Raw genomic sequence first — 24,309 nt, 5'->3', positions numbered from 1 at the left:
CCATGTTGATCCCCCGTCGAGTCAAGTACCGCAAGCAGCACCACCCCGGCCGTTCCGGCCAGGCGACCGGTGGCACCACCGTGTCGTTCGGTGAGTACGGCATCCAGGCCCTCACGCCCGCCTACGTCACCAACCGCCAGATCGAGTCCGCTCGAATCGCCATGACGCGTCACGTCAAGCGCGGCGGGAAGGTGTGGATCAACATCTACCCCGACCGCCCGCTCACCAAGAAGCCCGCCGAGACCCGCATGGGTTCCGGAAAGGGCTCGCCCGAGTGGTGGGTCGCGAACGTCAAGCCGGGTCGCGTCCTCTTCGAGCTCGCCGGCGTCGACGACGTCACGGCGCGCGAGGCGCTCACCCGGGCCATCCACAAGCTGCCCCTCAAGGCACGCATCATCAAGCGCGAGGAAGGCGACGCATAATGGCGATCGGTTCCAAGGAGCTCGCCCCCGTCGAGCTGGACACTTTCGAGGACGAGCGACTCGTCGAAGAGCTGAAGAAGGCCAAGGAGGAGCTGTTCAACCTGCGCTTCCAGTCGGCCACCGGTCAGCTCGACAGCCACGGCCGCCTCCGCGCGGTCAAGCGCGACATCGCTCGGATCTACACGGTCATCCGCGAGCGCGAGCTGGGCATCCGTGCCACGCCCGTCCCCGTCGAGGTCCCCGAGAAGCCCGAGAAGAAGAAGGCGACGAAGAAGGCCGCGAAGGCCGACGACGCCGCCGTCACCGAGAAGGCTGAGGAGGCTTGATCATGGCGAACGCCGAAGAGAAGAACACGGCTGACACCGCGACGGCCGACCGCGGCTACCGCAAGTCCCGTCGTGGCTACGTCACCAGCGACAAGATGGACAAGACCATCGTCGTCGAGGTCGAGGACCGCGTGAAGCACCCGCTGTACGGCAAGGTCATCCGCCGCACCTCCAAGGTCAAGGCGCACGACGAGGCGAACACCGCCGGCATCGGCGACCTGGTCCTGATCAACGAGACCCGTCCCCTCAGCGCCTCCAAGCGCTGGCGCCTGGTCGAGATCCTCGAGAAGGCCAAGTAGCCCCGGCTGCTTGGATAAGGAGCAACAGTGATTCAGCAGGAATCCCGCCTCAAGATCGCCGACAACACGGGTGCCAAGGAGATCTTGACCATCCGCGTGCTCGGTGGCTCGGGTCGCCGCTACGCCGGCCTCGGTGACATCATCGTCGCGACCGTCAAGGACGCGATCCCCGGCGGAAACGTCAAGAAGGGCGAGGTCGTCAAGGCCGTCATCGTCCGCACCAAGAAGGAGACGCGCCGTCCCGACGGCTCGTACATCAAGTTCGACGAGAACGCCGCCGTCATCCTGAACAGCAACGGGGAGCCCCGCGGCACCCGCATCTTCGGACCGGTGGGCCGCGAGCTCCGGGACAAGAAGTTCATGAAGATCATCTCGCTGGCACCGGAGGTCATTTAGTCATGGCGAACATCAAGAAGGGTGACCTCGTGCAGGTCATCACGGGTCGCACGCAGGCCAAGGGCGGCGACCGGGGCAAGCAGGGCCGCGTCCTGTCCGTCCTGGTCGAGCGCAACCGCGTCGTCGTCGAGGGCGTGAACTTCATCACGAAGCACGTCCGCGTCGGCCAGACGCAGCGCGGCTCCAAGACCGGCGGCATCGAGACCGTCGAGGCGCCCATCCACATCTCCAACGTCGCGCTCGTCGACCCCGAGTCCAAGAAGCCCACGCGAGTCGGCTTCCGGACCGAGCAGGTCGAGAAGGACGGCGTCTCCAAGACCGTCCGCGTCCGCTACGCCAAGAAGTCAGGTAAGGACCTCTAGCAATGACCGACACCGCAACCGCTGGCACGGCCGAGGGCACGCAGCTCCCGCGCCTGAAGCAGAAGTACCGCTCCGAGATCGTCAGCCAGCTGACCGCTGATCTCGGCTTCACGAACGTGCACCAGGTGCCCGGGCTCACGAAGATCGTCGTGAACATGGGCGTCGGCGACGCGGCTCGCGACGGCAAGATCATCGACGGCGCGGTCGCCGACCTCACCAAGATCACGGGCCAGAAGCCGCAGGTCACGAAGGCCCGCAAGTCGATCGCCCAGTTCAAGCTGCGTGAGGGCCAGGCCATCGGCACCCACGTGACGCTGCGCGGCGACCGCATGTGGGAGTTCCTCGACCGGCTGCTGTCCCTCGCCCTGCCCCGCATCCGCGACTTCCGCGGGCTCAGCCCGAAGCAGTTCGACGGCAACGGCAACTACACGTTCGGTCTCAACGAGCAGTCCATGTTCCACGAGATCGACCAGGACCGCATCGACCGGGTCCGCGGCATGGACATCACGGTCGTCACGACCGCTCGGACGGACGACGAGGGGCGCGCGCTGCTCAAGGCGCTCGGCTTCCCGTTCCAGACGCCCGAGAACACGCCGTAACCAGCACCACCCGCACGACCAGCACCACCGCACGATCGGCGCCGGGCACCTCCGCCCGGCGCCGCCACCACCACAGGTCGTCATCCGTGTCCGGATGAACGAAACCAGGCGAGAGAGGCACCACCAGATATGACAATGACCGACCCGGTCGCTGACATGCTGACCCGACTCCGGAACGCGAACTCCGCGCACCACGACACGGTCTCCATGCCGCACTCCAAGCTCAAGTCGCACATCGCCGACATCCTCAAGTCCGAGGGCTTCATCGCCGGCTGGGACGTCGCGGACGCCCGCGTCGGCCAGACGCTGACGCTCAGCCTCAAGTTCGGCCCGGACCGCGAGCGCTCCATCCGGGGCATCAAGCGCGTGTCGAAGCCCGGCCTCCGCGTGTACGCGAAGTCCGCGGAGATCCCCCAGGTCCTCGGTGGCCTCGGGGTCGCCATCCTGTCCACCTCCTCGGGGCTCCTCACGGACCGCCAGGCTGCGAAGAAGGGCGTGGGTGGGGAAGTCCTCGCCTACGTGTGGTAACGACATGTCCCGCATCGGAAGACTCCCCATCGACGTCCCCGCAGGGGTCGACGTCACCGTCACCGGCCAGGTCGTCACGACCAAGGGCCCCAAGGGCGAGCTGAGCCTCACCATCGCCCAGCCGATCCGCGCCGAGGTCCAGGACGGACAGGTGCTCGTCACCCGTCCCGACGACGAGCGCGAGTCGCGCTCGCTCCACGGCCTCACGCGCAGCCTCATCGCCAACCAGATCATCGGCGTCACCACGGGCTACACCAAGGGCCTCGAGATCGTCGGCACGGGTTACCGCGTCGCGATCAAGGACAAGGGCGTCGAGTTCGCGCTCGGCTTCTCGCACCCCGTGTACGTCGAGGCGCCCGAGGGCATCAGCTTCACCGTCGAGGGCGTCAACAAGATGACCGTCGTCGGCATCGACAAGCAGCTCGTCGGCGAGACGGCCGCCAACATCCGCAAGATTCGCAAGCCCGAGCCCTACAAGGGCAAGGGCGTCCGCTACGCCGGCGAGAACGTTCGCCGCAAGGCCGGAAAGAGTGGTAAGTGATCATGGCTCTCGGAGTTAGAGGAAAAAGCAAGTCCGCCGCCCGCGGCCGCAGGCACGCACGCCTGCGCAAGAAGGTCGAGGGCACCGAGCTGCGTCCGCGCCTGGTCGTCACCCGTTCGGCCCGTCACGTCTTCGTGCAGGTCGTGGATGACAGCCGTGGTCACACCGTCGCGTCCGCGTCGACCCTCGAGGCCGACATGCGCACGTTCGACGGCGACAAGACCGCCAAGTCGCGCAAGGTCGGCGAGCTCGTCGCCGAGCGCGCCAAGGCGGCCGGCGTGGAGAGCGTCGTATTCGATCGTGGTGGCAACCGCTACGCAGGACGCGTCGCGGCCATCGCCGAAGGAGCTCGAGAGGGTGGTCTGAGCCTGTGAGCGCAGCCGAGAACAACAACAAGGAGCCCGAGGTCGTGGCAGTGGCGGAGACGCCCGTCGAGACCGCGGCGTCCACCGCACCCGCGCAGAACGAGGGCCGCGAGGGCCGTCGTGGCGGGCGTGACCGGAACCAGGGCGGCCGCGACAGCCGCGGCGGCCGTGATGCCGACAAGAGCCAGTTCCTGGAGCGCGTCGTCACCATCAACCGCGTGTCCAAGGTCGTCAAGGGCGGTCGTCGCTTCAGCTTCACCGCGCTCGTGATCGTCGGAGACGGCAACGGACTGGTCGGCGTCGGCTACGGCAAGGCCCGCGAGGTCCCGACCGCCATCTCCAAGGGGGTCGAGGAGGCGAAGAAGAACTTCTTCCGCGTCCCCCGCATCGGCCTGACCATCCCGCACGCCGTGCAGGGTGAGGCCTCCGCCGGAGTCGTCCTCCTGCGTCCCGCGTCCGCGGGTACCGGCGTCATCGCCGGTGGCCCCGTCCGCGCGGTGCTCGAGTGCGCCGGCATCCACGACGTGCTGAGCAAGTCGCTCGGCTCGTCGAACACGATCAACATCGTGCACGCCACGGTCGAGGCGCTCAAGCAGCTCGAGGAGCCGCGCGCCGTCGCAGCTCGTCGTGGGCTCGAGCTGGAGCAGGTCGTCCCGGCCCGCATCCTCCGCGCCCAGCGTGCCGAGGCCGACGCGAAGGCAGGTGTCTGATGGCTCAGCTCCGAGTGACGCAGATCAAGTCCAAGATCAGCGAGAAGCAGAACCAGCGCGACACCCTGCGGAGCCTCGGGCTCCGTCGCATCGGTGCCGTGGTGGTCCGAGAGGACAACGCCCAGAACCGCGGCTACGTCAACACCGTCGCGCACCTGGTGAAGGTGGAGGAGATCGACTGATGGCTGAGAAGAACGAGTCGGCCGAGGCGCCTGTGAAGGCGCCCAAGGCCGCACCCAAGAAGACCGCGAAGGCCCCTGCGGCCGCCGCCGCCTCCGCTGAGACGACCACGGTCGGCCAGACGGAGACGGTCAAGCGCGAGCAGGTCCTCAAGGTCCACCACCTCCGTCCCGCCGCCGGGGCCAAGAAGGCACGCCAGCGTGTCGGCCGCGGTGAGGGCTCGAAGGGCAAGACCGCGGGTCGTGGCACCAAGGGCACGAAGGCCCGCTACACGGTCCGCGTCGGCTTCGAGGGTGGGCAGATGCCGCTGCACATGCGCACCCCGAAGCTCCGCGGGTTCAAGAACCCGTTCCGCGTCGAGTACCAGGTCGTGAACCTGGAGAAGCTCGCCGTGCTCTACCCCGACGGCGGCGACGTCACCACGAGCGACCTGGTCGCCAAGGGTGCCGTGCGCAAGAACGAGAAGGTCAAGGTCCTCGGGGACGGCGACATCTCGGTTAAGCTGACGGTTGCTGTCGACAAGGTCTCCGGCTCCGCTGCGGAGAAGATCGTCGCAGCAGGCGGCTCCGTCAAGTAGCACTGCAGGACGCACGGGAGGGGCGGTCGGGAAACCGACCGCCCCTACCGGCACCTGGGGCCGCATCGGGTCGGCCCGACCCCCGCCTCCCGGCGGACCTCCCACAGAAAGCAGGACACCCTCCGTGTTGAGCGCCGTCGTCAGGATCTTCCGCACCCCCGATCTGCGTCGCAAGATCGGGTTCACGCTGGGCATCATCGCCCTCTTCCGCCTCGGATCCTTCATCCCGGCGCCGTTCGTCGACTTCGCCAACGTGCAGTCGTGCCTCGCGGCGAACCAGGGCACCTCGGGCCTCTACGAGCTCGTCAACCTCTTCAGCGGCGGAGCGCTGCTGAAGCTCTCCATCTTCGCGCTGGGCATCATGCCGTACATCACGGCGTCGATCATCGTCCAGCTGCTCCGCGTGGTCATCCCGCACTTCGACACCCTCTACAAGGAGGGCCAGTCCGGCCAGGCCAAGCTCACGCAGTACACGCGCTACCTCACGATCGCCCTCGCGGTGCTCCAGTCCACGACGCTCATCACGGTCGCGCGCAGCGGTGCGCTCTTCGGCCAGACCAACGTCAGCGCCTGCACGCAGCTCATCACGAACGACGCCTGGTACGCGATCATGCTCATGGTCATCACGATGACCGCCGGCACCGGCCTCATCATGTGGATGGGCGAGCTCATCACCGAGCGCGGCATCGGCAACGGCATGTCGCTCCTCATCTTCACGTCGGTCGCCGCCGCGTTCCCCACCTCGCTCCTCGCGATCCAGCAGAGCCGCGGCTGGGAGGTCTTCGCCCTCGTCATCCTGGTCGGGCTCCTCGTCGTCGCCGCCGTCGTCTACGTCGAGCAGTCGCAGCGTCGGATCCCCGTCCAGTACGCCAAGCGCATGGTCGGCCGCCGCACCTACGGCGGCAACAACACCTACATCCCCATCAAGGTGAACATGGCCGGCGTCGTGCCCGTCATCTTCGCGTCGTCGCTGCTGTACCTGCCCGCCCTGGTCGCGCAGTTCAACCAGCCGCCCGTCGGCCAGCCGCCGGCGCCGTGGGTCCAGTGGATCACCGACAACCTCACCACGGGCGACCACCCGCTCTACATGGCGATGTACTTCCTGCTCATCGTCGGCTTCACGTACTTCTACGTCGCCATCACCTTCAACCCGGAGGAGGTCGCCGACAACATGAAGAAGTACGGCGGCTTCATCCCCGGCATCCGCGCGGGACGCCCGACGGCGGAGTACCTCGACTACGTGCTCACGCGCATCACGCTGCCGGGCTCGCTGTACCTCGGGCTCATCGCGCTCCTGCCGCTCATCGCCCTGTCGCTCGTCGGCGCCAACCAGAACTTCCCGTTCGGCGGCGCGAGCATCCTGATCGTCGTCGGCGTCGGCCTCGAGACGGTGAAGCAGATCGACTCGCAGCTGCAGCAGCGGCACTACGAGGGGCTGCTGAAGTGACCCGGCTCCTCATCGTCGGCCCGCCCGGTGCGGGCAAGGGCACGCAGGCGAAGCGCATCGCGGAGGAGTTCGGGATCCCGGACGTCTCCACGGGCGACATCTTCCGGCAGAACATCAAGGACCGCACGGAGCTCGGCCAGCAGGTGCAGGCTCTCGTCGACGCGGGCGACTACGTGCCGGACGAGCTCACCAACCGGCTAATCACCGCGCGCCTCCAGGAGGAGGACGCGCAGGGGGGCTTCCTGCTCGACGGCTACCCGCGCACGCTCGACCAGGTCGCGTACCTGGAGGAGCTGCTGCAGGGGTGGGGCCAGGAGCTCGACGCCGTGATCCAGCTCGTCGCGGACGAGGAGGAGGTCGTCGCCCGGCTCACCCGCCGCGCCGAGGAGCAGGGCCGCGCCGACGACGGCGAGGCCGAGATCCGCCACCGACAGGAGGTCTACGTCCGCGAGACCAGCCCCCTCATCGCGGTGTACCGCGAGCGCGGGCTGCTCCTCGAGGTCGACGGGCTGGGAGAGATCGACGAGGTCGCCGCGCGCATCCGCACGGCCCTCTCCGGTCGCGGCGTCCGTCCCTCCTCCGACGCCGGCCGCGCGTAGAGACGTGGGCGCGCTCCGCCGCACGCCGGGGATCTACAAGACCCCGGACGAGATCCGCCGCATGGTGGCGCCCGGCCTCGCGACCGCCGCGTCCCTCGACGCGGTGCGCGAGCTCATCGCCCCGGGTGTCACGACGGGTGAGCTCGACGTCGCCGCCGACGCCGCCATCCGCGCGCTCGGCGGGCGCTCGAACTTCCAGCTCGTGCCGGGCTACCGCCACACGGTGTGCGTCTCCGTCAACGACGAGGTCGTGCACGGCATCCCCGGCGACCGCGTGCTGCAGCCGGGCGACATCGTCTCGGTGGACAGCGGCGCGGAGATCGACGGCTGGAACGGCGACTCCGCCATGACGGTCGTGGTGCCGGATCCCGCGCGTCCCGACGTCGTCGAGGCCCGCGAGCGCCTGTCCCGCGTCACGGCGGATGCGCTCTGGGCCGGCATCGCCCGGCTCGCGACCGCGTCGCACCTCAACGAGGTGGGCGAGGCCGTCGAGGAGAGCGTCGAGGCGGCCGGGTCGTTCGGCATCGTCATGGACTACACGGGCCACGGCATCGGCCGGAGCATGCACGAGGATCCGCCCGTCTTCAACTACCGCGTGCGCGGCAAGGGCCCCGCGGTGAAGCCGGGCCTCGTCGTCGCGATCGAGCCGATGATCACCGACGGCGAGGCGGAGACGCGCGTCCTCGACGACGACTGGACCGTCGCGACCGTCGACGGCAGCATGGCCTCGCACTGGGAGCACAGCGTCGCGGTGCACGCGCGCGGCATCTGGGTGCTCACGCTCGCAGACGGCGGGGCCTCGCGACTCGTCCCCCTCGGCGTCACGCCCGTCGCGCCCTGATCGCCGGGCGCCCGCGCCGCTGAGCGCAGGGCGGGAGCGCCGGACCCGGGAGAGGGCCGGTCAGGTGTCCATGACGTGCACGAGCTCCTCGATGAAGGAGCCGTGGGATCCCGACGCCCGCATGATCGCCTGCACGTCGCGGTGGTCGGAGAAGACCTCGACGAACTGGTCGAACACGTGCTGGAAGCTCGTGCGGCCGCTCGCGCTGAAGGCGACGAGCGCGACGACGTGCACGCGGTTGCCGCCCCACTGCATCGCCTCGTCGTTCACCACGATGGCGATGGCCGTGCGGTGCGCGGTCATGGCGAGCGAGTGCGGCACGGCGAGCGTGTCGGTGAACGCGGTCGACGAGAGGCGCTCCCGCTCGATGGCGCCGTCGATGTACTCGGGCTCGATGATGCCCTGCTCCACCATCCGCTGACCGAGCAGCCGGATCATCGCCTCCTCGTCGGGCGCGTGCAGGTCGCGGAAGAAGAGCGACTCGTCGAGGAAGCGCAGCAGGTCGTGCTTCATCGAGCTGCGGCGCGCGTGCCGGCGGACGCGGGCGACGGCTCGGCGGATCGACTCGATGTCGTCGGGCGTCGGCAGCGGCTGGACCACCACGACGTCATCGCCGGGCGGACGCGTGCCGGTCGCGTCGATCACGAGCTGCACGCCGAGGACGTCCGCATCGACGTCGGTGCGAGTCACGACCGCGTCGACGCTGATGTCCGCCCCGAGCGCCTGCTCGATGCGCTGCCGCATGATCTGGTGCAGGTCGTAGTAGTTCGGGCACACGAGCGCGCACGCGACCCGGTCGTCGCGCCGGGCGACGCGCTCCCGGTGAGATCCCACGTGGAGGGCGATGTAGGCGATCTCGTCGTCGTTGATCGCGATGCCCCGCCTCCGCTGCACCTCGCTCGCGATGAACACCGCGATCTCGTACGTCATCGGGTAGCTGGTCTTGATGGAGCGGGCCAGCGGGTTGCGGGAGAACGACCGGTCGGCGGCGCGGGCCACGAGGTTGCCGAGGTGCAGCGAGAAGCGGACCGTGAAGTCCTCGTCCTCGAGGTCCACCAGGTACTCCTGCTTCACCCGGCGGACGATGGCGCGCACCACGTCGAGGTCGCTCTCGACGACGTGCTCGCGCATCACGGTGGCGAGCGACTGCTCGTTGCCGGGGGTGACGACCCGCGTGCGGACGAGCAACGCGAGGTAGGCGACGTCGCCGGCCGGCACCGGCACGTCGAAGTGCGCGGCGAGGAGGCGGGCGAGCACCTCGCGGATCGCCAGGGCGGTGGGGTCGACGGCGGGCACGGCGGACGCGTCCTCGGAGGAGGCGTCCTCGGAGGAGGCGTGCACGTGCGCGTGCTCGGCGTCGAGCGCGCCCCCGGCGGCGGGATCCGCGTCGCCGTCCGGCCGCCGCGGCGACCGCGCGAGCCGGTCGACCGCGATCGCCACGTGCAGCAGCACGTTGTCGACGCCGTACTCGTTGACGAAGAAGCCGCCCTCCGTGAGCTCGCGGACGAGGTCCGTCTTGAAGGCGCGGAGCGAGTCGGACGCGAACTCCCGCTGCACCGTCTCGAGCGGCAGGAAGCCCTGCGCGCTCTCGTCGCGGAACATGCGCGACAGCAGGCGGCGGAAGTCGCGCTCCGAGCCCTCGAGGACGACGGTGGAGCCGGTGCGGCGGAGGGCGAGCCCGGCGTCCTCGACGAGCGCGCGCACCTTGCGGAGGTCGGCCTCGACCGTGGACTCGCTCACGTGCAGCTCGCCCGCGAGAGCGAAGACGTCGAGGCCGTCGGGCGCGTCACCGAGGCGGCGGACGAGCGCGTGCAGCCGGTCCCGGGGCGTGCCCTGCGGATCCGCGGACATCCGGGCCCCGAGGTGCCGCGCGTAGCTCCCGGCGTCGATGCGGTAGCCGTCGGGGGAGGAGGCGATGCCGACGGTCGAGCGCTCCCGCACCGCCTGGACGTAGGTGCGGACGCTGCGCGTGGTGACGCCGAGGCGGTCCGCGAGCTCGCCGGCCTCGACCCAGCGGTCGGCGGTGGACAGGTAGTCCAGCAGCCTCTCCTGGTTGTCGCTCAGCATCGTCGTCTCCCTGCGCGGCGGCTCGCGACCGCGGATGGCGGTCGGAGCGGGGCCCGTGTACGGACGAGTCAACCATCCGGACCCGCGGGCGATGCCCGCTCGGGCGCACGGGGGCGTCGTCTTCCTACCCCGCGGAAGAGGATCTGCTGGCACCGGGCTCCCTCCGCGGAGCACGATGGGACGACCAGCGACGACGCGAGGAGGCACAGCATGACCGGGAGGATCCTCGTCGTCTGCGGCTCCGGCGCATCCAGCACCTTCCTCGCCCAGCGCCTCCGCGCCCTCGCCGAGGCCGACGGGCTCCAGATCGAGGCCGTCGCCGGATCCCTCGCCCAGGTGCGCCTCGACGCCGCCGGCATGGACGTCGTCCTCCTCGGCGCGCACCTCGCCGACCGGCTCGAGGCCGTGCGCGCCGCGGCCGCCGACGAGGGCGCGACCGCCGTCCTCCTCGACGCCGACGCCTCCCGCCCCGAGGGCGCGCGCGCCGCGCTCGACCGGGCCGTCGCCGCCATGCGCCAGGGCGCCCGCTCGCTCCGCCTCGCGCCGGGGCTGCACGGCCGCCCTCTCGGCGGATCCCCGCCCGTCGCCTGAACCCGGCGCCCGCGCCGCCCCCGCACGACCCGCAGCACCGCACGATGACCGCCACCAGGGCCCCGACGACGGGGCCGACCGAAGGAGCCACCATGGCAGAACGCACCGTCACCATCGCCTCGTCGCACGGGCTGCACGCCCGCCCCGCCTCGCTGTTCACGCAGGCCGCCGCGAAGGCCGGGATCCCCGTGCAGCTCGCCAAGGGCGACCGCAGCGTCAACGCCGCCAGCATCCTCGGCGTGATCTCCCTGGGCGTCGACACGGGCGACGAGGTCGTCGTCTCGGCCGAGGGCGAGAACGCGGAGCAGGTCGTCACCGACCTCGCGACGCTCCTCGAGTCCGACCTGGACGCCGCATGAGCTCCCGCACCCTGAACGGCATCGGCATCGGCCGGGGATCCGCCGTCGGTCCCGTCATCCGCATGCCCGACCCGCTGCCCGAGCCCGCGGACACCCCGAGCACCCTCACCGCCGACGAGGAGCGCATCCGCGTGAGCGCATCGCTCGCCGCGACCGCGGCCGACATCCGCATCCGCGGGGAGAAGGCCGGCGGCGCCGCGAAGGACGTGCTCGAGGCGCAGGCCTTCATGGCCGAGGACCCGACGCTCGTCGACGACATCGCCGCGCGCCTCGCCACGGGCCGCACCGCCGAGCGCGCCGTGCACGAGGCGTTCGCGGGCTTCCGCGACCTGCTCCTCAGCATGGGCGGCTACATGGGGGAGCGCGCCACCGACCTCGACGACGTCTCCCAGCGCGTCGTCGCGCACCTGCAGGGCGTCGCCGCGCCGGGCGTCCCGGATCCCGACCACGCGTTCGTGCTCGTCGCCCGCGACCTCGCCCCTGCCGACACCGCGCTGCTCGACCTCGACAAGGTGCTCGCGCTCATCACGACCGACGGTGGACCCACGTCGCACACCGCGATCCTCGCCCGCGAGAAGGCGATCGTCGCGGTCGTCGGCGTCGCGGACGCGAAGGACCTCGCCGACGGCGAGACCGTCGTGGTCGATGCGCTCACGGGCGCCGTCACCGTCGACCCGACGCCCGAGGAGGAGTCCGCCGCGCGCGACGCCATCGCGGCCCGGAAGGCACGCGTCGACGTGCCCACCGGACCGGGGGCGCTGTCCGACGGCACGACGATCCCCCTGCTGGCCAACCTCGGATCCGCCGACGGCGCGGCCGACGCGGTCGAGAAGGGCGCCGAGGGCGTCGGCCTCTTCCGCACCGAGTTCCTCTTCCTCGACGCCACCAGCGCGCCGACGGTCGACGAGCAGCGCGAGCACTACACGCGCCTGCTCGAGGCGTTCCCCGGACAGAAGGTCGTCGTCCGCGCGCTCGACGCCGGCGCCGACAAGCCGCTGAGCTTCCTCAACGACGCCGACGAGGAGAACCCGGCGCTCGGTCTCCGCGGCCTCCGGGCCCTCCGCGCCAACGAGCAGATCCTCCGCGACCAGCTCACCGCGCTCGCGCAGGCCGACGCCGCCACCGACGCCGACCTGTGGGTCATGGCGCCCATGGTCTCGACCGTCGAGGAGGCGCGCTACTTCACGGCCCTCGGCCGCGAGCTCGGCCTCACGACCGTCGGCGTGATGGTGGAGGTCCCGTCCTCCGCGCTCCTGGCCGACCGCATCCTCGCCAACGCCGACTTCGCGAGCATCGGCACCAACGACCTCACGCAGTACACGCTCGCGGCCGACCGGCTGCTGGGGTCCGTGGCCGCGTTCCAGGACCCGTGGCACCCCGCCGTCCTCCGCCTCGTGCAGGAGGTCGGCACCGCCGGCCGCGCGCTGGGCAAGCCCGTCGGGATCTGCGGCGAGGCGGCGGCCGACCCGCTGCTCGCCGTCGTGCTCGTCGGCCTCGGAGCCACCAGCCTCTCGATGTCGCCCGCGGCCCTCGCCGACGTGCGCGCCGAGCTCGCCCTCCACACGCGCGAGGAGGCGGAGGCCCTGGCCGCCGTCGCCCTCGCCGCCGACAGCGCCGTCGAGGCGCGCGCCGCGGTCACCGCGGCGTCGGCGTCCGCCACCGTCTGACCCGCACCGCCGACCACCCGCACGGCCCTCTCCACCGCACCACCGCACATCCCCCACCACCGCAGCACGGCGGGCCGCAGCAGGCCCGCCACCACCACGACAGGAGCACCACCCCCATGACGACGACGTCACCCACCCGCAGCACGGGACAGTCCGTGCGCACCGGCGTGCAGAAGTTCGGCACGTTCCTCAGCGGCATGATCATGCCGAACATCGCGGCGTTCATCGCCTGGGGCCTCCTCACGGCCCTGTTCATCCCGGACGGCTACCTGCCGAACGCCGATCTCGCCAGCCTGGTCAACCCGGTGCTGTTCTTCCTCCTCCCGCTGCTCATCGCGAACACCGGTGGCCGCATGGTCTACGACACGCGCGGCGGCGTGGTGGCGAGCATCGCCACCATGGGCGTCATAGCGGGCACCGTCGGCGACCCGTACTTCGACGGCGGCAGCCCGATGTTCCTCGGCGCCATGATCACGGGCCCGCTCGCGGCGTACCTGCTGAAGGTCATCGAGCGGCTCTGGATCGACCGGATCCGCCCCGGCTTCGAGATGCTCGTCAACAACTTCTCCGCCGGGATCCTCGGCGCGGTGTTCGCGATCGGCGCGTACTTCCTCCTCACGCCCGTCATCACCTGGATCACCGCCCGCCTCGGCGACGGCGTCGCCTTCCTGGTGAACAACAACCTGCTGCCCATCACGAGCATCGTGATCGAGCCCGCCAAGGTGCTGTTCCTCAACAACGCCATCAACCAGGGCATCCTCACCCCGCTCGGCACGACCGAGGCGCTCGAGAACGGCAAGAGCATCCTGTTCCTGCTCGAGGCGAACCCCGGCCCCGGCCTCGGCGTGCTCCTCGCGTTCGCGATCTTCGGCGCGGGCGCTGCCCGCTCCACCGCCCCCGGCGCGATCCTCATCCAGTTCGTCGGCGGCATCCACGAGATCTACTTCCCGTACGTCCTCTCGAAGCCGCTCCTGTTCCTCGCGGTCATCGCGGGTGGCGCCTCGGGCGTCGCGACCAACGTCGCGTTCGATTCCGGCCTCCGCGGCCCCGCCTCGCCCGGCAGCATCATCGCCGTGCTCGGCCAGACCGAGCGCAACAGCTTCCTCGGCGTGATCCTCTCGGTCATCATCTCCGCGGCCGTCACCTTCGTCGTCGCGGCGGTCATCCTCCGCACAGGCAAGAAGGGCTCCGGCGACTTCGGCGCCGCGGTCCAGGCCACGCAGGCCAACAAGGGCAAGGAGTCCTCGATCCTCTCCGGGCTCGGCGCCGAGACCGGCACCGCGGGCACGGTCGGCGGCCTCTCCGACGGCGCGTCCAGCACGGACGGCGGCACGGCCACGGCCACCCGCATCCAGGACATCGTCTTCGCCTGCGACGCCGGGATGGGCTCGTCCGCCATGGGAGCCTCGGTCCTCCGCAACAAGATGAAGAAGGCCGGCGTCACCGACGTCACGGTCGTCAACAAGGCCATCGCCGCCCTCGACGGCACGGCCGACCTCGTGATCACCCAGCGCGAGCTCACCGACCGGGCGCGCCAGAAGAGCCCGTCCTCGGAGCACGTCTCCGTCGACAACTTCATGAACTCGCCGCGCTACGACGAGATCGTGGAGCTGGTCCAGAAGCAGCGCTCGGAGGGCTGATCCCCTCGGGTCCGCCCTCGAGGCGGACCCGCCGCACCACCGCAGTCGCGGGGGCCGGGCCATGCTGGAAGGCACGGCCCGGCCCCGCACCCCGCACACACGTCAGGAGCAACATGTCGAACGTCCTCGAACCCGCCCAGATCCGCGTCGGCGGCACCGCCGCGAGCGTGGAGGAGGCCATCGCCGAGGCGGCGGGCATCCTCGTCGCCGCGGGCGCCGTCACCCCCGAGTACGAGGGGTCCATGCTCGAGCGCGAGAAGACCGTCTCGACCTACATGGGCAACCTGCTCGCCATCCCGCACGGCACCAACGAGGGCAAGGACACGATCCTCGACTCCGCCCTCTCCTTCGTCCGCTACGACGCCCCCATCGACTGGGCGGGCAACGAGGTCCGCTTCGTCGTCGGCATCGCCGGCAAGGACAACGGGCACCTCGACATCCTCAGCAAGATCGCGATCATCTTCAGCGACGACGACGAGGTGCAGAAGCTCCTCGACGCCCCCGACGCCCAGGCGCTGTACGCGCTCCTCGCCGAGGTGAACGAGGCGTGAAGGCCGTCCACTTCGGCGCCGGCAACATCGGGCGCGGCTTCGTCGGGCTGATCCTGCACGAGGCCGGCTACGAGGTCGTGTTCGCCGACGTCAACGCCGAGCTCATCGGCCACCTCGCCTCCGCCGACTCCTACCGGGTCACCGAGGTGGGGCCGCACGCGCGCGACTGGACCGTCACGGGCTTCCGCGCGATCGACAGCGCGGCCGACGGCGAGGCGCTGATCGCCGAGATCGCGACCGCCGACGTCGTCACCACCGCGGTCGGCCCGAACATCCTCCGCTTCGTCGCGCCCGCGATCGCCGCCGGCCTCCGCGCGCGGTCCGCCGACCTCGGCCCGGTCGCGGTGATGGCGTGCGAGAACGCGATCAACGCGACGGACACGCTCCGCGCCGAGATCCAGGCCGCGCTCGGGGACGAGGCCGAGGCGCTCACCCGCGCGGTCTTCGCGAACACGGCCGTCGACCGCATCGTGCCGAACCAGGATCCCGCGGCGGGCCTCGACGTCACCGTGGAGGACTTCTCGGAGTGGGTCGTGGAGCGCGCGCCGTTCGGCGACGCCGTGCCCGAGATCCCCGGCGCCACGTTCGTCGACGACCTCGCGCCCTACATCGAGCGCAAGCTCTTCACGGTCAACACCGGCCACGCGACCGTCGCCTACCACGGGTACGCGCGCGGCGCCGTGAGCCAGTCGGACGCGATGGCGATCCCCGAGGTCGCCGACGAGGTGCGGCAGGTGCTCGAGGAGACGAGCGCGCTGCTCGTCGCGAAGCACGGGCTCGACGAGGCCGAGCAGACGGCGTACCGCGAGAAGAACCTCGCGCGCTTCGCCAACGCGGCGCTCGCGGACACCGTCGAGCGCGTCGGCCGCCAGCCGCTGCGCAAGCTCTCCCGCGAGGAGCGGTTCGTCGGCCCCGCGTCGCAGCTCGCCGAGCGCGGCCTCCCGCACGACGCCCTGGTGCGCGCGATGGGCCAGGCGCTCCGCTTCGACCCGGCGGGCGACCCGCAGGCGCTCGAGCTGCAGGGCCTGCTCGCGACGGACACGGCCGCCGACCTGGTGCGGCGCGTGACGGGTCTCACGGACCAGCACCCGCTGACCGCCGACCTCGTCGCCCTCGTCGACGCCGCGCAGGCGGACCACCGGAGCGCCCCGCGTCATCGCGCGTAGCGGATGCACCAGCACGGGCCGGGCGGGTGACCGTCCGGCCCGTCGTGCGTCCCGCTAGCGCAGGATCCGCGGATCCGCCCGCGACACGCGGGGAGAATTGCGACACGCCCGGGGATGCCGTACTCTCGACCCTTGGTGCTCAGCCGCCTCCCGGCGTGCCACGGGCACCTGCGCTTCACCATGATGCGCATCCGCACGAACAGCAGACACCACCTCTAGCGACAGTGAGTATATGGCCAAGAAAGACGGCGTCATCGAGATCGAAGGCGGAGTTGTCGAAGCTCTGCCGAACGCGATGTTCCGCGTTGAGCTGAGCAACGGGCACAAGGTCCTCGCCCACATCTCGGGCAAGATGCGTCAGCACTACATCCGCATCCTCCCCGAGGACCGCGTGATCGTGGAGCTGAGCCCGTACGACCTCACCCGCGGCCGGATCGTCTACCGCTACAAGTAGGCCTGCTGCGAAGGAACGGCCCCGCATCCGCGGAGGCACGAGGCCAGCGAGAACGAAAGCAAGGAAGCATCATGAAGGTCAACCCCAGCGTCAAGAGGATCTGCGAGAAGTGCAAGGTCATCCGACGCAACGGCCGCGTGCGCATCATCTGCGAGAACCCGCGACACAAGCAGGTCCAGGGCTAGTCAGCACGATCGCACGGCACCACCGCACCACATAAGAAGAGCACGACAGCAGCGCCGGAAGCCGGGGTCCTGAGGGATCCGGGGGACACCATCGGTCGGAGGCCGATGCACAGGCTCTGCTGCAGACCTCCATCCATCACCAGGAGAAGCCTCAATGGCACGTCTAGCAGGCGTCGACCTCCCGCGCGACAAGCGCGTCGAGATCGCACTCACGTACATCTACGGCGTCGGCCGCACCTCGAGCGTCAAGACCCTCGAGGACACCGGCATCGACAAGAACATCCGCGTCAAGGACCTGAGCGACGACCAGCTCATCGCCCTCCGCGACTACATCGACGGGAACTTCAAGGTGGAGGGCGACCTCCGCCGCGAGGTGGCCGCCGACATCCGCCGCAAGGTCGAGATCGGCAGCTACGAGGGCATCCGCCACCGCCGCGGCCTCCCTGTCCACGGGCAGCGCACGAAGACCAACGCTCGTACCCGCAAGGGCCCGAAGCGCACCGTAGCCGGCAAGAAGAAGGCGCGCTAGGCCTCGGCCCGCGCCTCGCCACCCGTAGACACAGGAGAATTCCATGGCAGCACCCAAGTCGGCTGTTCGCAAGCCGCGCCGCAAGGACAAGAAGAACATCGCCGTGGGCCAGGCCCACATCAAGAGCACCTTCAACAACACCATCGTCTCGATCACGGACCCGACCGGCGCCGTCATCAGCTGGGCGTCCTCGGGCGTCGTCGGCTACAACGGGTCGCGCAAGTCGACGCCGTTCGCCGCGCAGCTCGCCGCTGAGTCGGCCGCCCGCCAGGCGCAGGAGCACGGCATGAAGAAGGTCGACGTGTTCGTCAAGGGACCCGGCTCCGGCCGTGAGACCGCGATCCGCTCGCTCCAGGCCGCCGGCCTCGAGGTGGGCTCGATCAACGACGTCACCCCGCAGGCGCACAACGGCTGCCGCCCGCCCAAGCGCCGCCGCGTCTAGCGCGCGCTGATCGGCCGCTGCCGTCCCGCTCCACCAGGAGGGGACGGCGTCGGCCGATCCGCCGTGTGTCCGATCGACCAAATCTCTACCCGCCCGGGCCGCCACCCGGGGGGCATCGCAGGCGTCATATATCGGTCGCCTCGCCGAAAGGAAACAACACAGTGCTCATTGCGCAGCGCCCCACCCTCACCGAGGAGCAGATCTCGGAGTTCCGCTCGCGGTTCGTCATCGAGCCGCTCGAGCCCGGCTTCGGCTACACGCTCGGCAACTCGCTCCGCCGCACCCTCCTCTCGTCCATCCCCGGCGCGGCCGTCACCAGCATCCGGATCGACGGCGTGCTGCACGAGTTCAGCACCGTCCCCGGCGTGAAGGAGGACGTGACCGAGATCATCCTCAACATCAAGGGCCTCGTCGTCTCCAGCGAGCACGACGAGCCGATCACCGCGTACCTGCGCAAGCAGGGTGCGGGCCAGGTCACGGCTGCCGACATCTCGGCTCCGGCCGGCGTCGAGATCCACAACCCCGAGCTCGTCATCGCCACGCTCAACGAGAAGGCGAAGTTCGAGCTGGAGCTCACGATCGAGCGCGGCCGCGGCTACGTCTCCGCGACCCAGAACCGCAGCGAGTTCAGCGAGGCCGGCCAGATCCCGGTCGACTCGATCTACTCGCCCGTGCTCAAGGTCACCTACCGCGTCGAGGCCACCCGTGCCGGCGAGCGCACCGACTTCGACCGCCTGGTGGTCGACGTCGAGACGAAGTCGGCCATCACGCCGCGCGACGCCATCGCATCCGCCGGTCGCACGCTCACCGAGCTGTTCGGCCTGGCGCGCGAGCTCAACTCGGCCGCCGAGGGCATCGAGATCGGCCCCGCGCCGGTCGACGCCGTCCTCAGCTCCGAGCTGTCGATGCCCATCGAGGACCTCGACCTCTCGGTCCGGTCGTACAACTGCCTCAAGCGCGAGGGCATCAACAACGTCAGCGAGCTCGTCGCCCTCTCGGAGACGCAGCTCATGAACATCCGCAACTTCGGACAGAAGTCGGTGGATGAGGTCAAGGACAAGCTGGTCGAGCTCGGTCTGTCGCTGAAGGACGCCGTCCCCGGCTTCGACGGCGCGCACTACTACAGCTACGACGAGGACGAGACCACCACCAACTGATCCGTCCGGCCTCGGCCGTACGCCTTCTTTCGACACCTACGGAGACAAGACCATGCCCAAGCCCACCAAGGGTCCCCGCCTCGGAGGCGGCCCGGCGCACGAGCGCCTCATGCTCGCGAACCTGGCCCAGAGCCTCTTCGAGCACAAGTCCATCAAGACGACCGAGACGAAGGCCAAGCGCCTGCGTCCCGTCGCCGAGCGCCTCGTGACGTTCGCCAAGCGCGGCGACCTGCACGCCCGCCGCCGCGTCATGGGGATCATCCCCTCGAAGAGCGTCGTGCACGAGCTCTTCACGGAGATCGCGCCCCTCGTCGCCGAGCGCGACGGCGGCTACACGCGCATCACCAAGCTCGGCTTCCGCAAGGGCGACAACGCCCCCATGGTGCAGATCGAGCTCGTGCTCGAGCCCGTGACCCCGAAGGTCCGCTCCTCGCGCACCACGACCGCGACGGCTCCGGCCGCCGCGGCCCCGGTCGCCGAGGTGGAGGCCGAGGAGTCCGAGGTCCCCGTCGAGGAGACCGACGCCGTCGAGCACACCGACGAGACCCCCGCGGAGGCGACCGACGAGGCCGCCGCCGAGGTCGAGGCCGACGCCGCGGAGAAGTCCGACAAGTAGCGCCCGCATCACCCGAGAGCCCCCGTCGCCCCGCGCGACGGGGGCTCTCGCGCGTCCGCCGCAGGGCTCGGGAGATGCCGCCGGCGCCCCGCTACCCTGGACGGATGACCGACAGCAGCACGACCATGCCGGACGACGCCTCCTCCACCACCGCGATCCCGCTCCCCGAGGGCCCCGACGGCATCACGTGGCGCGCCATGTCGCTCGACGACGTCGATGCGCTCGTGGAGCTGCAGAGCGCGGTCGCGGACGCCGACCACCCCGAGTACCGCGCCTCCCGTGAGGAGATCGCCATGGCGCTCGGGTTCTCCTACGTGGACGTCGCCCGCGACGGCATCGTGGCCGTGGACGCCGACGGCCGCCTCGCCGCGGAGGGCCACGCGATCGTCAAGCCCGACGACGAGGCCGTCGTGCGCGCGGACGTCTCCGGCGCCGTCCGACCCGACCTCCGGCGCACGGGCATCGGCGGACGCCTGCTCGACTGGCAGATCGCCCGGGCGACGCAGAAGCTCGCGGTCGCCCAGCCCGCCGCGCACGTCGAGGAGCCCGTCCCGACGCGCCTGTCGACCGAGGCCCGGGCGGAGGACGCGGGCGCCGCGGCGCTCCTCGCGTCGCGGGGGTTCGGCATCGGCCGCTACTTCGTCGAGATGCACCGTGACCTCGCAGCCGACCTCCCCGAGGTCCCGTCCCCCGAGGGCCTGCGGCTGATCCCGGTCTCCCGCGAGTGGTGGGAGCGCACGCGCCAGGCCAAGAACGAGGTGTTCCGGGATCACTGGGGATCCGAGCCCATCAGCGTCGAGCGCTGGGAGGCGTTCCTGTCGCTGCCGACCGCGCGCGGCGACCTGTCGGTCATCGCGGTGACCGGTGACGGCGAGGACGCGGTCGTCGCCGGCTTCGCGCTGGCGGAGGTGTACCCGGACCACTGGGAAGCCGCCGGCTACTCGTCCGCGTACATCGGCCTCGTCGGCGTGCGCCGCGAGTTCCGCGGCCGCCGGCTCGCCCAGGCGCTGCTGTCGGCGGCGTTCGCGGGCTTCCGCGCCGAGGGCCTCCAGCGCGCGGTCCTCGACGTCGACTACGACAGCCCCACGGGCGCGCTCGACCTGTACGAGCACGTCGGGTTCACGCAGGCCACGCGCACGGCCGTGCACGAGCGGGAGGTCGGGACGACCCGGCCGCGGGGATCCGCCGCCCGATGACGGAGGACGGCGGCGCGCGCGTCCGCCTCGACGTCGCGTACGACGGCACGGGATTCGCCGGCTGGGCCAAGCAGCCGGGTCTCCGCACCGTGCAGGGCGTCCTCGAGGACGCGCTCGCGCAGCTGCTCGCCCGGACGCCTCCCGCGCCGACGCTCGTGGTCGCCGGCCGCACCGACGCGGGCGTCCACGCGACCGGCCAGGTCGCCCACCTCGACCTCGCGGACGCGCAGATCGCCTCCCTCGACCGGGCGCCGCGGGGCCGTGCGGCCGACGCGGACGCGGGTCGGCCGCCGCACGTCCCGTCCGCGGAGCGCGCCGCCGCCGCCCTCGCGCGCCGGCTGAACGGCGTGCTCGGCGCGCGCTCCGACGTCGTCGTGCTCGCCTGCGCGCCCGCGCCCGCGGGCTTCGACGCGCGCTTCTCCGCGACCTGGCGGGCGTACCGCTACCGGATCTCCGACGCCTCCGGCCCCCGCGACCCGCTCCAGCGGCACCGCACGGTCGAGGTCCCGGCGGCGCTGGACCCGCGCGTGCTGCAGGAGGCGGCTGACGCGCTCCTCGGCCTCCACGACTTCGCGGCCTACTGCAAGCCCCGTGAGGGCGCGTCCACCATCCGCACCCTGCAGGTGCTGACGTGGACGCGGGCGGCCGACGGCGCGCTCGAGGCGGTCGTGCGGGCGGACGCCTTCTGCCACAGCATGGTGCGTGCGCTCGTCGGCGCGTGCGTCGCGGCCGCCGCCGGCAGGGTGGGCGTCGCCCGGCTGCGCCAGCTGCTGGAGCTGCGGGAGCGGACGAGCGAGTTCACCGTGATGCCCGCGCGGGGCCTCGTGCTCGAGCGCGTCGGCTACCCGCCGGACGAGGAGCTCGCGGCGCGGAACGAGATCACCCGGGCACGGCGCGGCGCGCACGAGGTGGATCCGGTGTCCGAGGGCGCCGAGGTGGCCGCGCGCGACCTCGCCCGGCTGGCCGACACGCCCGGGATTGCCTGACGGGCCGGGATCGCGTACTCTGAACCGGTTGTCTGCACGTCCGCGTGCGACGACGTACAAGGTTGAGCCCTCCACCGGATGCGTTCTCGTCAGAACGCCCACGGAGCGGGATCCACGACCATCTCACCTCGAAAAGAAGGCAGTCAGATCAATGACGCGCACCTATTCCCCCAAGGCCAGTGAGGTCCAGCACGACTGGGTCGTCATCGACGCCCAGGACATCGTCCTCGGCCGTCTCGCCAGCCACGCCGCCGCGCTGCTGCGCGGCAAGCACAAGGCCACGTTCGCCCCCCACATGGACATGGGCGACTTCGTGATCATCGTCAACGCCGACAAGGTGGCGCTGACGGGCCAGAAGCTCGAGAAGAAGCTGGCCTACCGCCACTCCGGCTACCCGGGCGGCCTCTCCTCGATGACCTACGTCGAGATGCTCGAGAAGCACCCCACGCGCGCGGTCGAGAAGGCCATCCGCGGCATGCTGCCGAAGAACTCGCTGGGTGCGGCGCAGCTGAAGAAGCTCAAGGTCTACGCGGGCCCCGAGCACCCCCACGCTGCCCAGCAGCCCACCCCGTACATCCTCGGCCAGGTCGCTCAGTAGCCCCGGCTGCCGACAGCGACGACCAAAGACCTCAGAAGGAATCGAACCCAGTGGCTCAGATCTCAGACTCCCTCGACGTGGCTCCCGAGAGCTTCTCGACCGAGACCCCGAACGAGGAGGCCCCCAAGGCCCCCCGCGCGGTCCTCAACGTGTCCGGCGGCGCCGTCGGACGACGCAAGCAGGCCATCGCCCGCGTGCGCCTCGTCCCCGGCTCCGGCAGCATCACGGTCAACGGCCGTGAGTTCGCGGACTACTTCCCCAACAAGCTGCACCAGCAGCTCGTGAACGACCCGTTCAAGGTGCTCGACCTCCTCGGCAGCTACGACGTCGTCGCGCGCATCTCCGGCGGCGGCCCCTCCGGCCAGGCCGGCGCCCTGCGCCTCGGCATCGCCCGCGCCCTCAACGAGATCGACGAGGAGAACAACCGCGCGACGCTGAAGAAGAACGGCTTCCTCAGCCGCGACGCGCGCGTCAAGGAGCGCAAGAAGGCCGGACTCAAGAAGGCCCGCAAGGCGCCGCAGTTCTCGAAGCGCTAAGGCGCTCGGGCACACCGGCAGCCATGCCCCGGCTCTTCGGCACGGACGGCGTCCGCGGACTCGCCAACGGCGAGACCATCACCGCGGACCTCGCCCTGCGCCTGGCCCAGGCCGCCGCGCACGTGCTCGGCCAGGACGCCCGGGATTCCGGACGACGACCCGTCGCGGTCGTCGCCCGGGATCCCCGCGTCTCCGGCGAGTTCATCGCGGCGGCCGTGGCCGCCGGCCTCGCGAGCTCCGGCGTCGACGTGTTCGACGCCGGGGTCATCCCGACGCCGGCCACGGCGTACCTCATCGCGGACTTCGACGCCGACTTCGGCGTGATGATCTCCGCGTCGCACAACCCCGCTCCCGACAACGGGATCAAGTTCTTCGCCGCGGGCGGACGGAAGCTCGCCGATGAGCTCGAGGACCGCATCGAGGCGCAGCTCAGCGAGCCCGTCCTGCTCCCCACGGGAGCCGACGTCGGCCGCATCCGCCGCTTCGCGGACGCCGAGGACCGCTACGTCCTCCACCTCCTCGGCACGCTGCAGCACCGGCTCGACGGGATCCACGTGGTCCTCGACTGCGCGCACGGCGCGGCGGCCGGCATCAGCCCCGAGGTCTTCACCGACGCGGGCGCCCGCGTCACCGTCATCGGCAACGACCCCGACGGCATGAACATCAACGACCGCGTGGGGTCGACGCACCTCGACCTCCTGGCCGAGGCCGTCCTCGCGCACGGCGCCGACGTGGGCATCGCGCACGACGGCGACGCCGACCGCTGCCTCGCGGTCGACCACACCGGCGCCATCATCGACGGCGACCAGATCATGGCCGTCCTCGCGCTGTCCATGGCCCGCCGCGGCCTGCTGGTCGAGCGCACGCTGGTCGCGACCGTGATGAGCAACCTCGGCCTCCGCATCGCGATGGCCGAGAACGACATCACGGTGCTGCAGACGCGCGTCGGCGACCGCTACGTGCTCGAGGCCATGAACGAGGGCGGCTACTCCCTCGGCGGCGAGCAGTCCGGGCACCTCGTCATCGCGGAGCACGCGACGACCGGCGACGGCATCCTCACGGGGATCCAGCTGCTCGGCGAGATGGCGGCGACCGGCAGGAGCCTCCGCGAGCTCGCCTCGGTCATGACCGTCTACCCGCAGGTGATGATCAACGTCCGCGGCGTCGACCGCGAGCGCGTGGGCGACGACGCCGAGCTGAACGCCGCCGTCGCGCGCGCGGAGGCCGAGCTCGGCGACACCGGCCGCATCCTCATGCGGGCGTCGGGCACCGAGCCGATGATCCGCGTGATGGTGGAGGCCGCCGACCAGGCGACCGCCGAGCGGCACGCCGAGGAGCTCGCCGCGCTCGTCACCGAGCGCCTCGCCATCTAGCCCG

General features: G+C 70.9%; 33 protein-coding genes. 32 read left to right on the top strand and 1 reads right to left on the bottom strand.

The features are described from left to right. Positions 1-2 precede the first annotated feature (2 nt). From rplP to map, 15 genes are all read left to right on the top strand, one after another. Complete coding sequence (gene rplP, locus BFL37_RS12155) at positions 3-422, top strand: 50S ribosomal protein L16 (RefSeq protein ID WP_086515392.1); 420 nt, start codon at positions 3-5, stop codon at positions 420-422. Next, positions 422-748, top strand: a complete 327-nt coding sequence (gene rpmC / locus BFL37_RS12150) for a 50S ribosomal protein L29 (protein WP_086515391.1) — start codon at positions 422-424, stop codon at positions 746-748. The genes rplP and rpmC overlap by 1 nt, the downstream gene beginning before the upstream one ends. Before the next feature lie 2 nt (positions 749-750). Next, on the top strand, positions 751-1,047 hold the full coding sequence (rpsQ, locus tag BFL37_RS12145; RefSeq protein ID WP_012039297.1) for a 30S ribosomal protein S17: 297 nt from the start codon (positions 751-753) through the stop codon (positions 1,045-1,047). A 27-nt stretch (positions 1,048-1,074) separates the two neighbouring features. Further along, complete coding sequence (gene rplN / locus BFL37_RS12140) at positions 1,075-1,443, top strand: 50S ribosomal protein L14 (RefSeq protein ID WP_086515390.1); 369 nt, start codon at positions 1,075-1,077, stop codon at positions 1,441-1,443. A 2-nt stretch (positions 1,444-1,445) separates the two neighbouring features. Continuing rightward, positions 1,446-1,805 (top strand): 50S ribosomal protein L24, encoded by a 360-nt coding sequence (gene rplX, locus BFL37_RS12135; RefSeq protein WP_086507724.1) that lies wholly within the window; start codon positions 1,446-1,448, stop codon positions 1,803-1,805. Positions 1,806-1,807: 2 nt separating this feature from the next. Beyond that, a complete protein-coding gene (gene rplE, locus BFL37_RS12130; RefSeq protein WP_086515389.1) occupies positions 1,808-2,404 on the top strand; it encodes a 50S ribosomal protein L5 in 597 nt (198 codons plus the stop codon). A gap of 129 nt (positions 2,405-2,533) precedes the next feature. After that, entirely contained in the window at positions 2,534-2,932 is a 399-nt protein-coding gene (gene rpsH / locus BFL37_RS12125; protein ID WP_012039293.1) for a 30S ribosomal protein S8, read from the top strand. 4 nt (positions 2,933-2,936) lie between these two features. Further along, on the top strand, positions 2,937-3,473 hold the full coding sequence (gene rplF / locus BFL37_RS12120) for a 50S ribosomal protein L6 (protein ID WP_086515388.1): 537 nt from the start codon (positions 2,937-2,939) through the stop codon (positions 3,471-3,473). Between the two features lie 2 nt (positions 3,474-3,475). Continuing rightward, positions 3,476-3,847: a 50S ribosomal protein L18 gene (rplR, locus tag BFL37_RS12115; protein ID WP_012039291.1), complete on the top strand. Its 372-nt coding sequence runs from the start codon at positions 3,476-3,478 to the stop codon at positions 3,845-3,847. Between the two features lie 35 nt (positions 3,848-3,882). Then, complete coding sequence (gene rpsE, locus BFL37_RS12110) at positions 3,883-4,548, top strand: 30S ribosomal protein S5 (RefSeq protein ID WP_012039290.1); 666 nt, start codon at positions 3,883-3,885, stop codon at positions 4,546-4,548. Beyond that, a complete protein-coding gene (gene rpmD, locus BFL37_RS12105; RefSeq protein ID WP_012039289.1) occupies positions 4,548-4,730 on the top strand; it encodes a 50S ribosomal protein L30 in 183 nt (60 codons plus the stop codon). The genes rpsE and rpmD overlap by 1 nt, the downstream gene beginning before the upstream one ends. Continuing rightward, complete coding sequence (rplO, locus tag BFL37_RS12100) at positions 4,730-5,305, top strand: 50S ribosomal protein L15 (protein ID WP_086515387.1); 576 nt, start codon at positions 4,730-4,732, stop codon at positions 5,303-5,305. The genes rpmD and rplO overlap by 1 nt, the downstream gene beginning before the upstream one ends. A gap of 124 nt (positions 5,306-5,429) precedes the next feature. Next, the gene (gene secY / locus BFL37_RS12095; protein ID WP_086515386.1) at positions 5,430-6,752 is read left to right on the top strand and encodes a preprotein translocase subunit SecY; all 1,323 of its coding nucleotides are present in this window, start codon (positions 5,430-5,432) and stop codon (positions 6,750-6,752) included. Then, positions 6,749-7,351: an adenylate kinase gene (locus tag BFL37_RS12090; protein ID WP_086515385.1), complete on the top strand. Its 603-nt coding sequence runs from the start codon at positions 6,749-6,751 to the stop codon at positions 7,349-7,351. Before secY ends, BFL37_RS12090 begins: the two co-directional genes overlap by 4 nt. A 4-nt stretch (positions 7,352-7,355) precedes the next feature. After that, entirely contained in the window at positions 7,356-8,192 is an 837-nt protein-coding gene (gene map / locus BFL37_RS12085) for a type I methionyl aminopeptidase (RefSeq protein WP_086515384.1), read from the top strand. 60 nt (positions 8,193-8,252) lie between these two features. On the opposite strand, the gene BFL37_RS12080 is transcribed toward map, so the two are convergent. Further along, entirely contained in the window at positions 8,253-10,259 is a 2,007-nt protein-coding gene (locus BFL37_RS12080; RefSeq protein ID WP_086515383.1) for a BglG family transcription antiterminator, read from the bottom strand. 210 nt (positions 10,260-10,469) lie between these two features. Here BFL37_RS12080 and BFL37_RS12075 point away from each other — a divergent pair, with 210 nt between their 5' ends. From BFL37_RS12075 to glmM, 17 genes are all read left to right on the top strand, one after another. After that, a complete protein-coding gene (locus BFL37_RS12075) occupies positions 10,470-10,850 on the top strand; it encodes a PTS sugar transporter subunit IIB (protein ID WP_086515382.1) in 381 nt (126 codons plus the stop codon). Positions 10,851-10,942: 92 nt separating this feature from the next. After that, positions 10,943-11,209: an HPr family phosphocarrier protein gene (locus BFL37_RS12070; protein WP_012039282.1), complete on the top strand. Its 267-nt coding sequence runs from the start codon at positions 10,943-10,945 to the stop codon at positions 11,207-11,209. Then, positions 11,206-12,876, top strand: a complete 1,671-nt coding sequence (gene ptsP / locus BFL37_RS12065; RefSeq protein WP_086515381.1) for a phosphoenolpyruvate--protein phosphotransferase — start codon at positions 11,206-11,208, stop codon at positions 12,874-12,876. The genes BFL37_RS12070 and ptsP overlap by 4 nt, the downstream gene beginning before the upstream one ends. Positions 12,877-12,992: 116 nt before the next feature. Continuing rightward, positions 12,993-14,516, top strand: a complete 1,524-nt coding sequence (locus tag BFL37_RS12060) for a PTS mannitol transporter subunit IICB (protein ID WP_086515380.1) — start codon at positions 12,993-12,995, stop codon at positions 14,514-14,516. 113 nt (positions 14,517-14,629) lie between these two features. Next, the gene (locus BFL37_RS12055) at positions 14,630-15,067 is read left to right on the top strand and encodes a PTS sugar transporter subunit IIA (protein ID WP_086515379.1); all 438 of its coding nucleotides are present in this window, start codon (positions 14,630-14,632) and stop codon (positions 15,065-15,067) included. Then, complete coding sequence (locus BFL37_RS12050; protein WP_086515378.1) at positions 15,064-16,233, top strand: mannitol-1-phosphate 5-dehydrogenase; 1,170 nt, start codon at positions 15,064-15,066, stop codon at positions 16,231-16,233. Before BFL37_RS12055 ends, BFL37_RS12050 begins: the two co-directional genes overlap by 4 nt. A gap of 232 nt (positions 16,234-16,465) precedes the next feature. Further along, a complete protein-coding gene (gene infA, locus BFL37_RS12045) occupies positions 16,466-16,687 on the top strand; it encodes a translation initiation factor IF-1 (RefSeq protein WP_012039277.1) in 222 nt (73 codons plus the stop codon). A gap of 71 nt (positions 16,688-16,758) precedes the next feature. Then, complete coding sequence (gene rpmJ / locus BFL37_RS12040) at positions 16,759-16,872, top strand: 50S ribosomal protein L36 (RefSeq protein ID WP_086515377.1); 114 nt, start codon at positions 16,759-16,761, stop codon at positions 16,870-16,872. Positions 16,873-17,026: 154 nt separating this feature from the next. Further along, complete coding sequence (gene rpsM, locus BFL37_RS12035; protein WP_015491172.1) at positions 17,027-17,401, top strand: 30S ribosomal protein S13; 375 nt, start codon at positions 17,027-17,029, stop codon at positions 17,399-17,401. Between the two features lie 43 nt (positions 17,402-17,444). Continuing rightward, positions 17,445-17,843 carry a 30S ribosomal protein S11 gene (gene rpsK / locus BFL37_RS12030; protein ID WP_012039274.1) on the top strand — a complete coding sequence of 133 codons (399 nt, stop codon included), beginning with the start codon at positions 17,445-17,447 and terminating at the stop codon, positions 17,841-17,843. Positions 17,844-18,004: 161 nt separating this feature from the next. Beyond that, the gene (locus tag BFL37_RS12025) at positions 18,005-19,000 is read left to right on the top strand and encodes a DNA-directed RNA polymerase subunit alpha (protein WP_086515376.1); all 996 of its coding nucleotides are present in this window, start codon (positions 18,005-18,007) and stop codon (positions 18,998-19,000) included. 52 nt (positions 19,001-19,052) lie between these two features. Next, the gene (gene rplQ / locus BFL37_RS12020; RefSeq protein ID WP_086515375.1) at positions 19,053-19,616 is read left to right on the top strand and encodes a 50S ribosomal protein L17; all 564 of its coding nucleotides are present in this window, start codon (positions 19,053-19,055) and stop codon (positions 19,614-19,616) included. Positions 19,617-19,720: 104 nt separating this feature from the next. Continuing rightward, on the top strand, positions 19,721-20,812 hold the full coding sequence (locus tag BFL37_RS12015) for a GNAT family N-acetyltransferase (protein ID WP_241534066.1): 1,092 nt from the start codon (positions 19,721-19,723) through the stop codon (positions 20,810-20,812). Beyond that, on the top strand, positions 20,809-21,798 hold the full coding sequence (locus BFL37_RS12010; protein ID WP_086515374.1) for a tRNA pseudouridine synthase A: 990 nt from the start codon (positions 20,809-20,811) through the stop codon (positions 21,796-21,798). The genes BFL37_RS12015 and BFL37_RS12010 overlap by 4 nt, the downstream gene beginning before the upstream one ends. A 151-nt stretch (positions 21,799-21,949) precedes the next feature. Further along, complete coding sequence (gene rplM, locus BFL37_RS12005; protein WP_086515373.1) at positions 21,950-22,396, top strand: 50S ribosomal protein L13; 447 nt, start codon at positions 21,950-21,952, stop codon at positions 22,394-22,396. Between the two features lie 50 nt (positions 22,397-22,446). Beyond that, positions 22,447-22,932 carry a 30S ribosomal protein S9 gene (rpsI, locus tag BFL37_RS12000; RefSeq protein WP_043668864.1) on the top strand — a complete coding sequence of 162 codons (486 nt, stop codon included), beginning with the start codon at positions 22,447-22,449 and terminating at the stop codon, positions 22,930-22,932. Positions 22,933-22,955: 23 nt separating this feature from the next. Next, entirely contained in the window at positions 22,956-24,305 is a 1,350-nt protein-coding gene (glmM, locus tag BFL37_RS11995; RefSeq protein ID WP_086515372.1) for a phosphoglucosamine mutase, read from the top strand. The last annotated feature ends 4 nt before the right edge of the window (positions 24,306-24,309 follow it).

The organism is Clavibacter michiganensis, assembly GCF_002151125.1.
GTDB lineage: Bacteria > Actinomycetota > Actinomycetes > Actinomycetales > Microbacteriaceae > Clavibacter > Clavibacter michiganensis_C.
The sequence above is the reverse complement of the archived record's forward strand: the minus strand, read 5'-3'. Positions and strand labels throughout refer to the sequence as shown.

Excerpts from the sequence above, each read along its gene's own strand:
- rpmJ (WP_086515377.1), top strand. The coding sequence starts at position 16,759 with ATGAAGGTCAACCCCAGCGTCAAGAGGATCTGCGAGAAGTGCAAGGTC.
- ptsP (WP_086515381.1), top strand. The coding sequence starts at position 11,206 with ATGAGCTCCCGCACCCTGAACGGCATCGGCATCGGCCGGGGATCCGCC.
- rplR (WP_012039291.1), top strand. The coding sequence starts at position 3,476 with ATGGCTCTCGGAGTTAGAGGAAAAAGCAAGTCCGCCGCCCGCGGCCGC.
- rpsH (WP_012039293.1), top strand. The coding sequence starts at position 2,534 with ATGACAATGACCGACCCGGTCGCTGACATGCTGACCCGACTCCGGAAC.
- rplO (WP_086515387.1), top strand. The coding sequence starts at position 4,730 with ATGGCTGAGAAGAACGAGTCGGCCGAGGCGCCTGTGAAGGCGCCCAAG.
- rpsK (WP_012039274.1), top strand. The coding sequence starts at position 17,445 with ATGGCAGCACCCAAGTCGGCTGTTCGCAAGCCGCGCCGCAAGGACAAG.
- rplP (WP_086515392.1), top strand. The coding sequence starts at position 3 with ATGTTGATCCCCCGTCGAGTCAAGTACCGCAAGCAGCACCACCCCGGC.
- BFL37_RS12080 (WP_086515383.1), bottom strand. The coding sequence starts at position 10,259 with ATGCTGAGCGACAACCAGGAGAGGCTGCTGGACTACCTGTCCACCGCC.
- BFL37_RS12055 (WP_086515379.1), top strand. The coding sequence starts at position 14,630 with ATGTCGAACGTCCTCGAACCCGCCCAGATCCGCGTCGGCGGCACCGCC.
- rpsQ (WP_012039297.1), top strand. The coding sequence starts at position 751 with ATGGCGAACGCCGAAGAGAAGAACACGGCTGACACCGCGACGGCCGAC.
- rpsM (WP_015491172.1), top strand. The coding sequence starts at position 17,027 with ATGGCACGTCTAGCAGGCGTCGACCTCCCGCGCGACAAGCGCGTCGAG.
- BFL37_RS12075 (WP_086515382.1), top strand. The coding sequence starts at position 10,470 with ATGACCGGGAGGATCCTCGTCGTCTGCGGCTCCGGCGCATCCAGCACC.
- rplF (WP_086515388.1), top strand. The coding sequence starts at position 2,937 with ATGTCCCGCATCGGAAGACTCCCCATCGACGTCCCCGCAGGGGTCGAC.
- BFL37_RS12060 (WP_086515380.1), top strand. The coding sequence starts at position 12,993 with ATGACGACGACGTCACCCACCCGCAGCACGGGACAGTCCGTGCGCACC.
- BFL37_RS12015 (WP_241534066.1), top strand. The coding sequence starts at position 19,721 with ATGACCGACAGCAGCACGACCATGCCGGACGACGCCTCCTCCACCACC.
- rplM (WP_086515373.1), top strand. The coding sequence starts at position 21,950 with ATGACGCGCACCTATTCCCCCAAGGCCAGTGAGGTCCAGCACGACTGG.
- infA (WP_012039277.1), top strand. The coding sequence starts at position 16,466 with ATGGCCAAGAAAGACGGCGTCATCGAGATCGAAGGCGGAGTTGTCGAA.
- BFL37_RS12010 (WP_086515374.1), top strand. The coding sequence starts at position 20,809 with ATGACGGAGGACGGCGGCGCGCGCGTCCGCCTCGACGTCGCGTACGAC.
- rplE (WP_086515389.1), top strand. The coding sequence starts at position 1,808 with ATGACCGACACCGCAACCGCTGGCACGGCCGAGGGCACGCAGCTCCCG.
- rplQ (WP_086515375.1), top strand. The coding sequence starts at position 19,053 with ATGCCCAAGCCCACCAAGGGTCCCCGCCTCGGAGGCGGCCCGGCGCAC.
- BFL37_RS12070 (WP_012039282.1), top strand. The coding sequence starts at position 10,943 with ATGGCAGAACGCACCGTCACCATCGCCTCGTCGCACGGGCTGCACGCC.
- glmM (WP_086515372.1), top strand. The coding sequence starts at position 22,956 with ATGCCCCGGCTCTTCGGCACGGACGGCGTCCGCGGACTCGCCAACGGC.
- rpmD (WP_012039289.1), top strand. The coding sequence starts at position 4,548 with ATGGCTCAGCTCCGAGTGACGCAGATCAAGTCCAAGATCAGCGAGAAG.
- rplX (WP_086507724.1), top strand. The coding sequence starts at position 1,446 with ATGGCGAACATCAAGAAGGGTGACCTCGTGCAGGTCATCACGGGTCGC.
- rpmC (WP_086515391.1), top strand. The coding sequence starts at position 422 with ATGGCGATCGGTTCCAAGGAGCTCGCCCCCGTCGAGCTGGACACTTTC.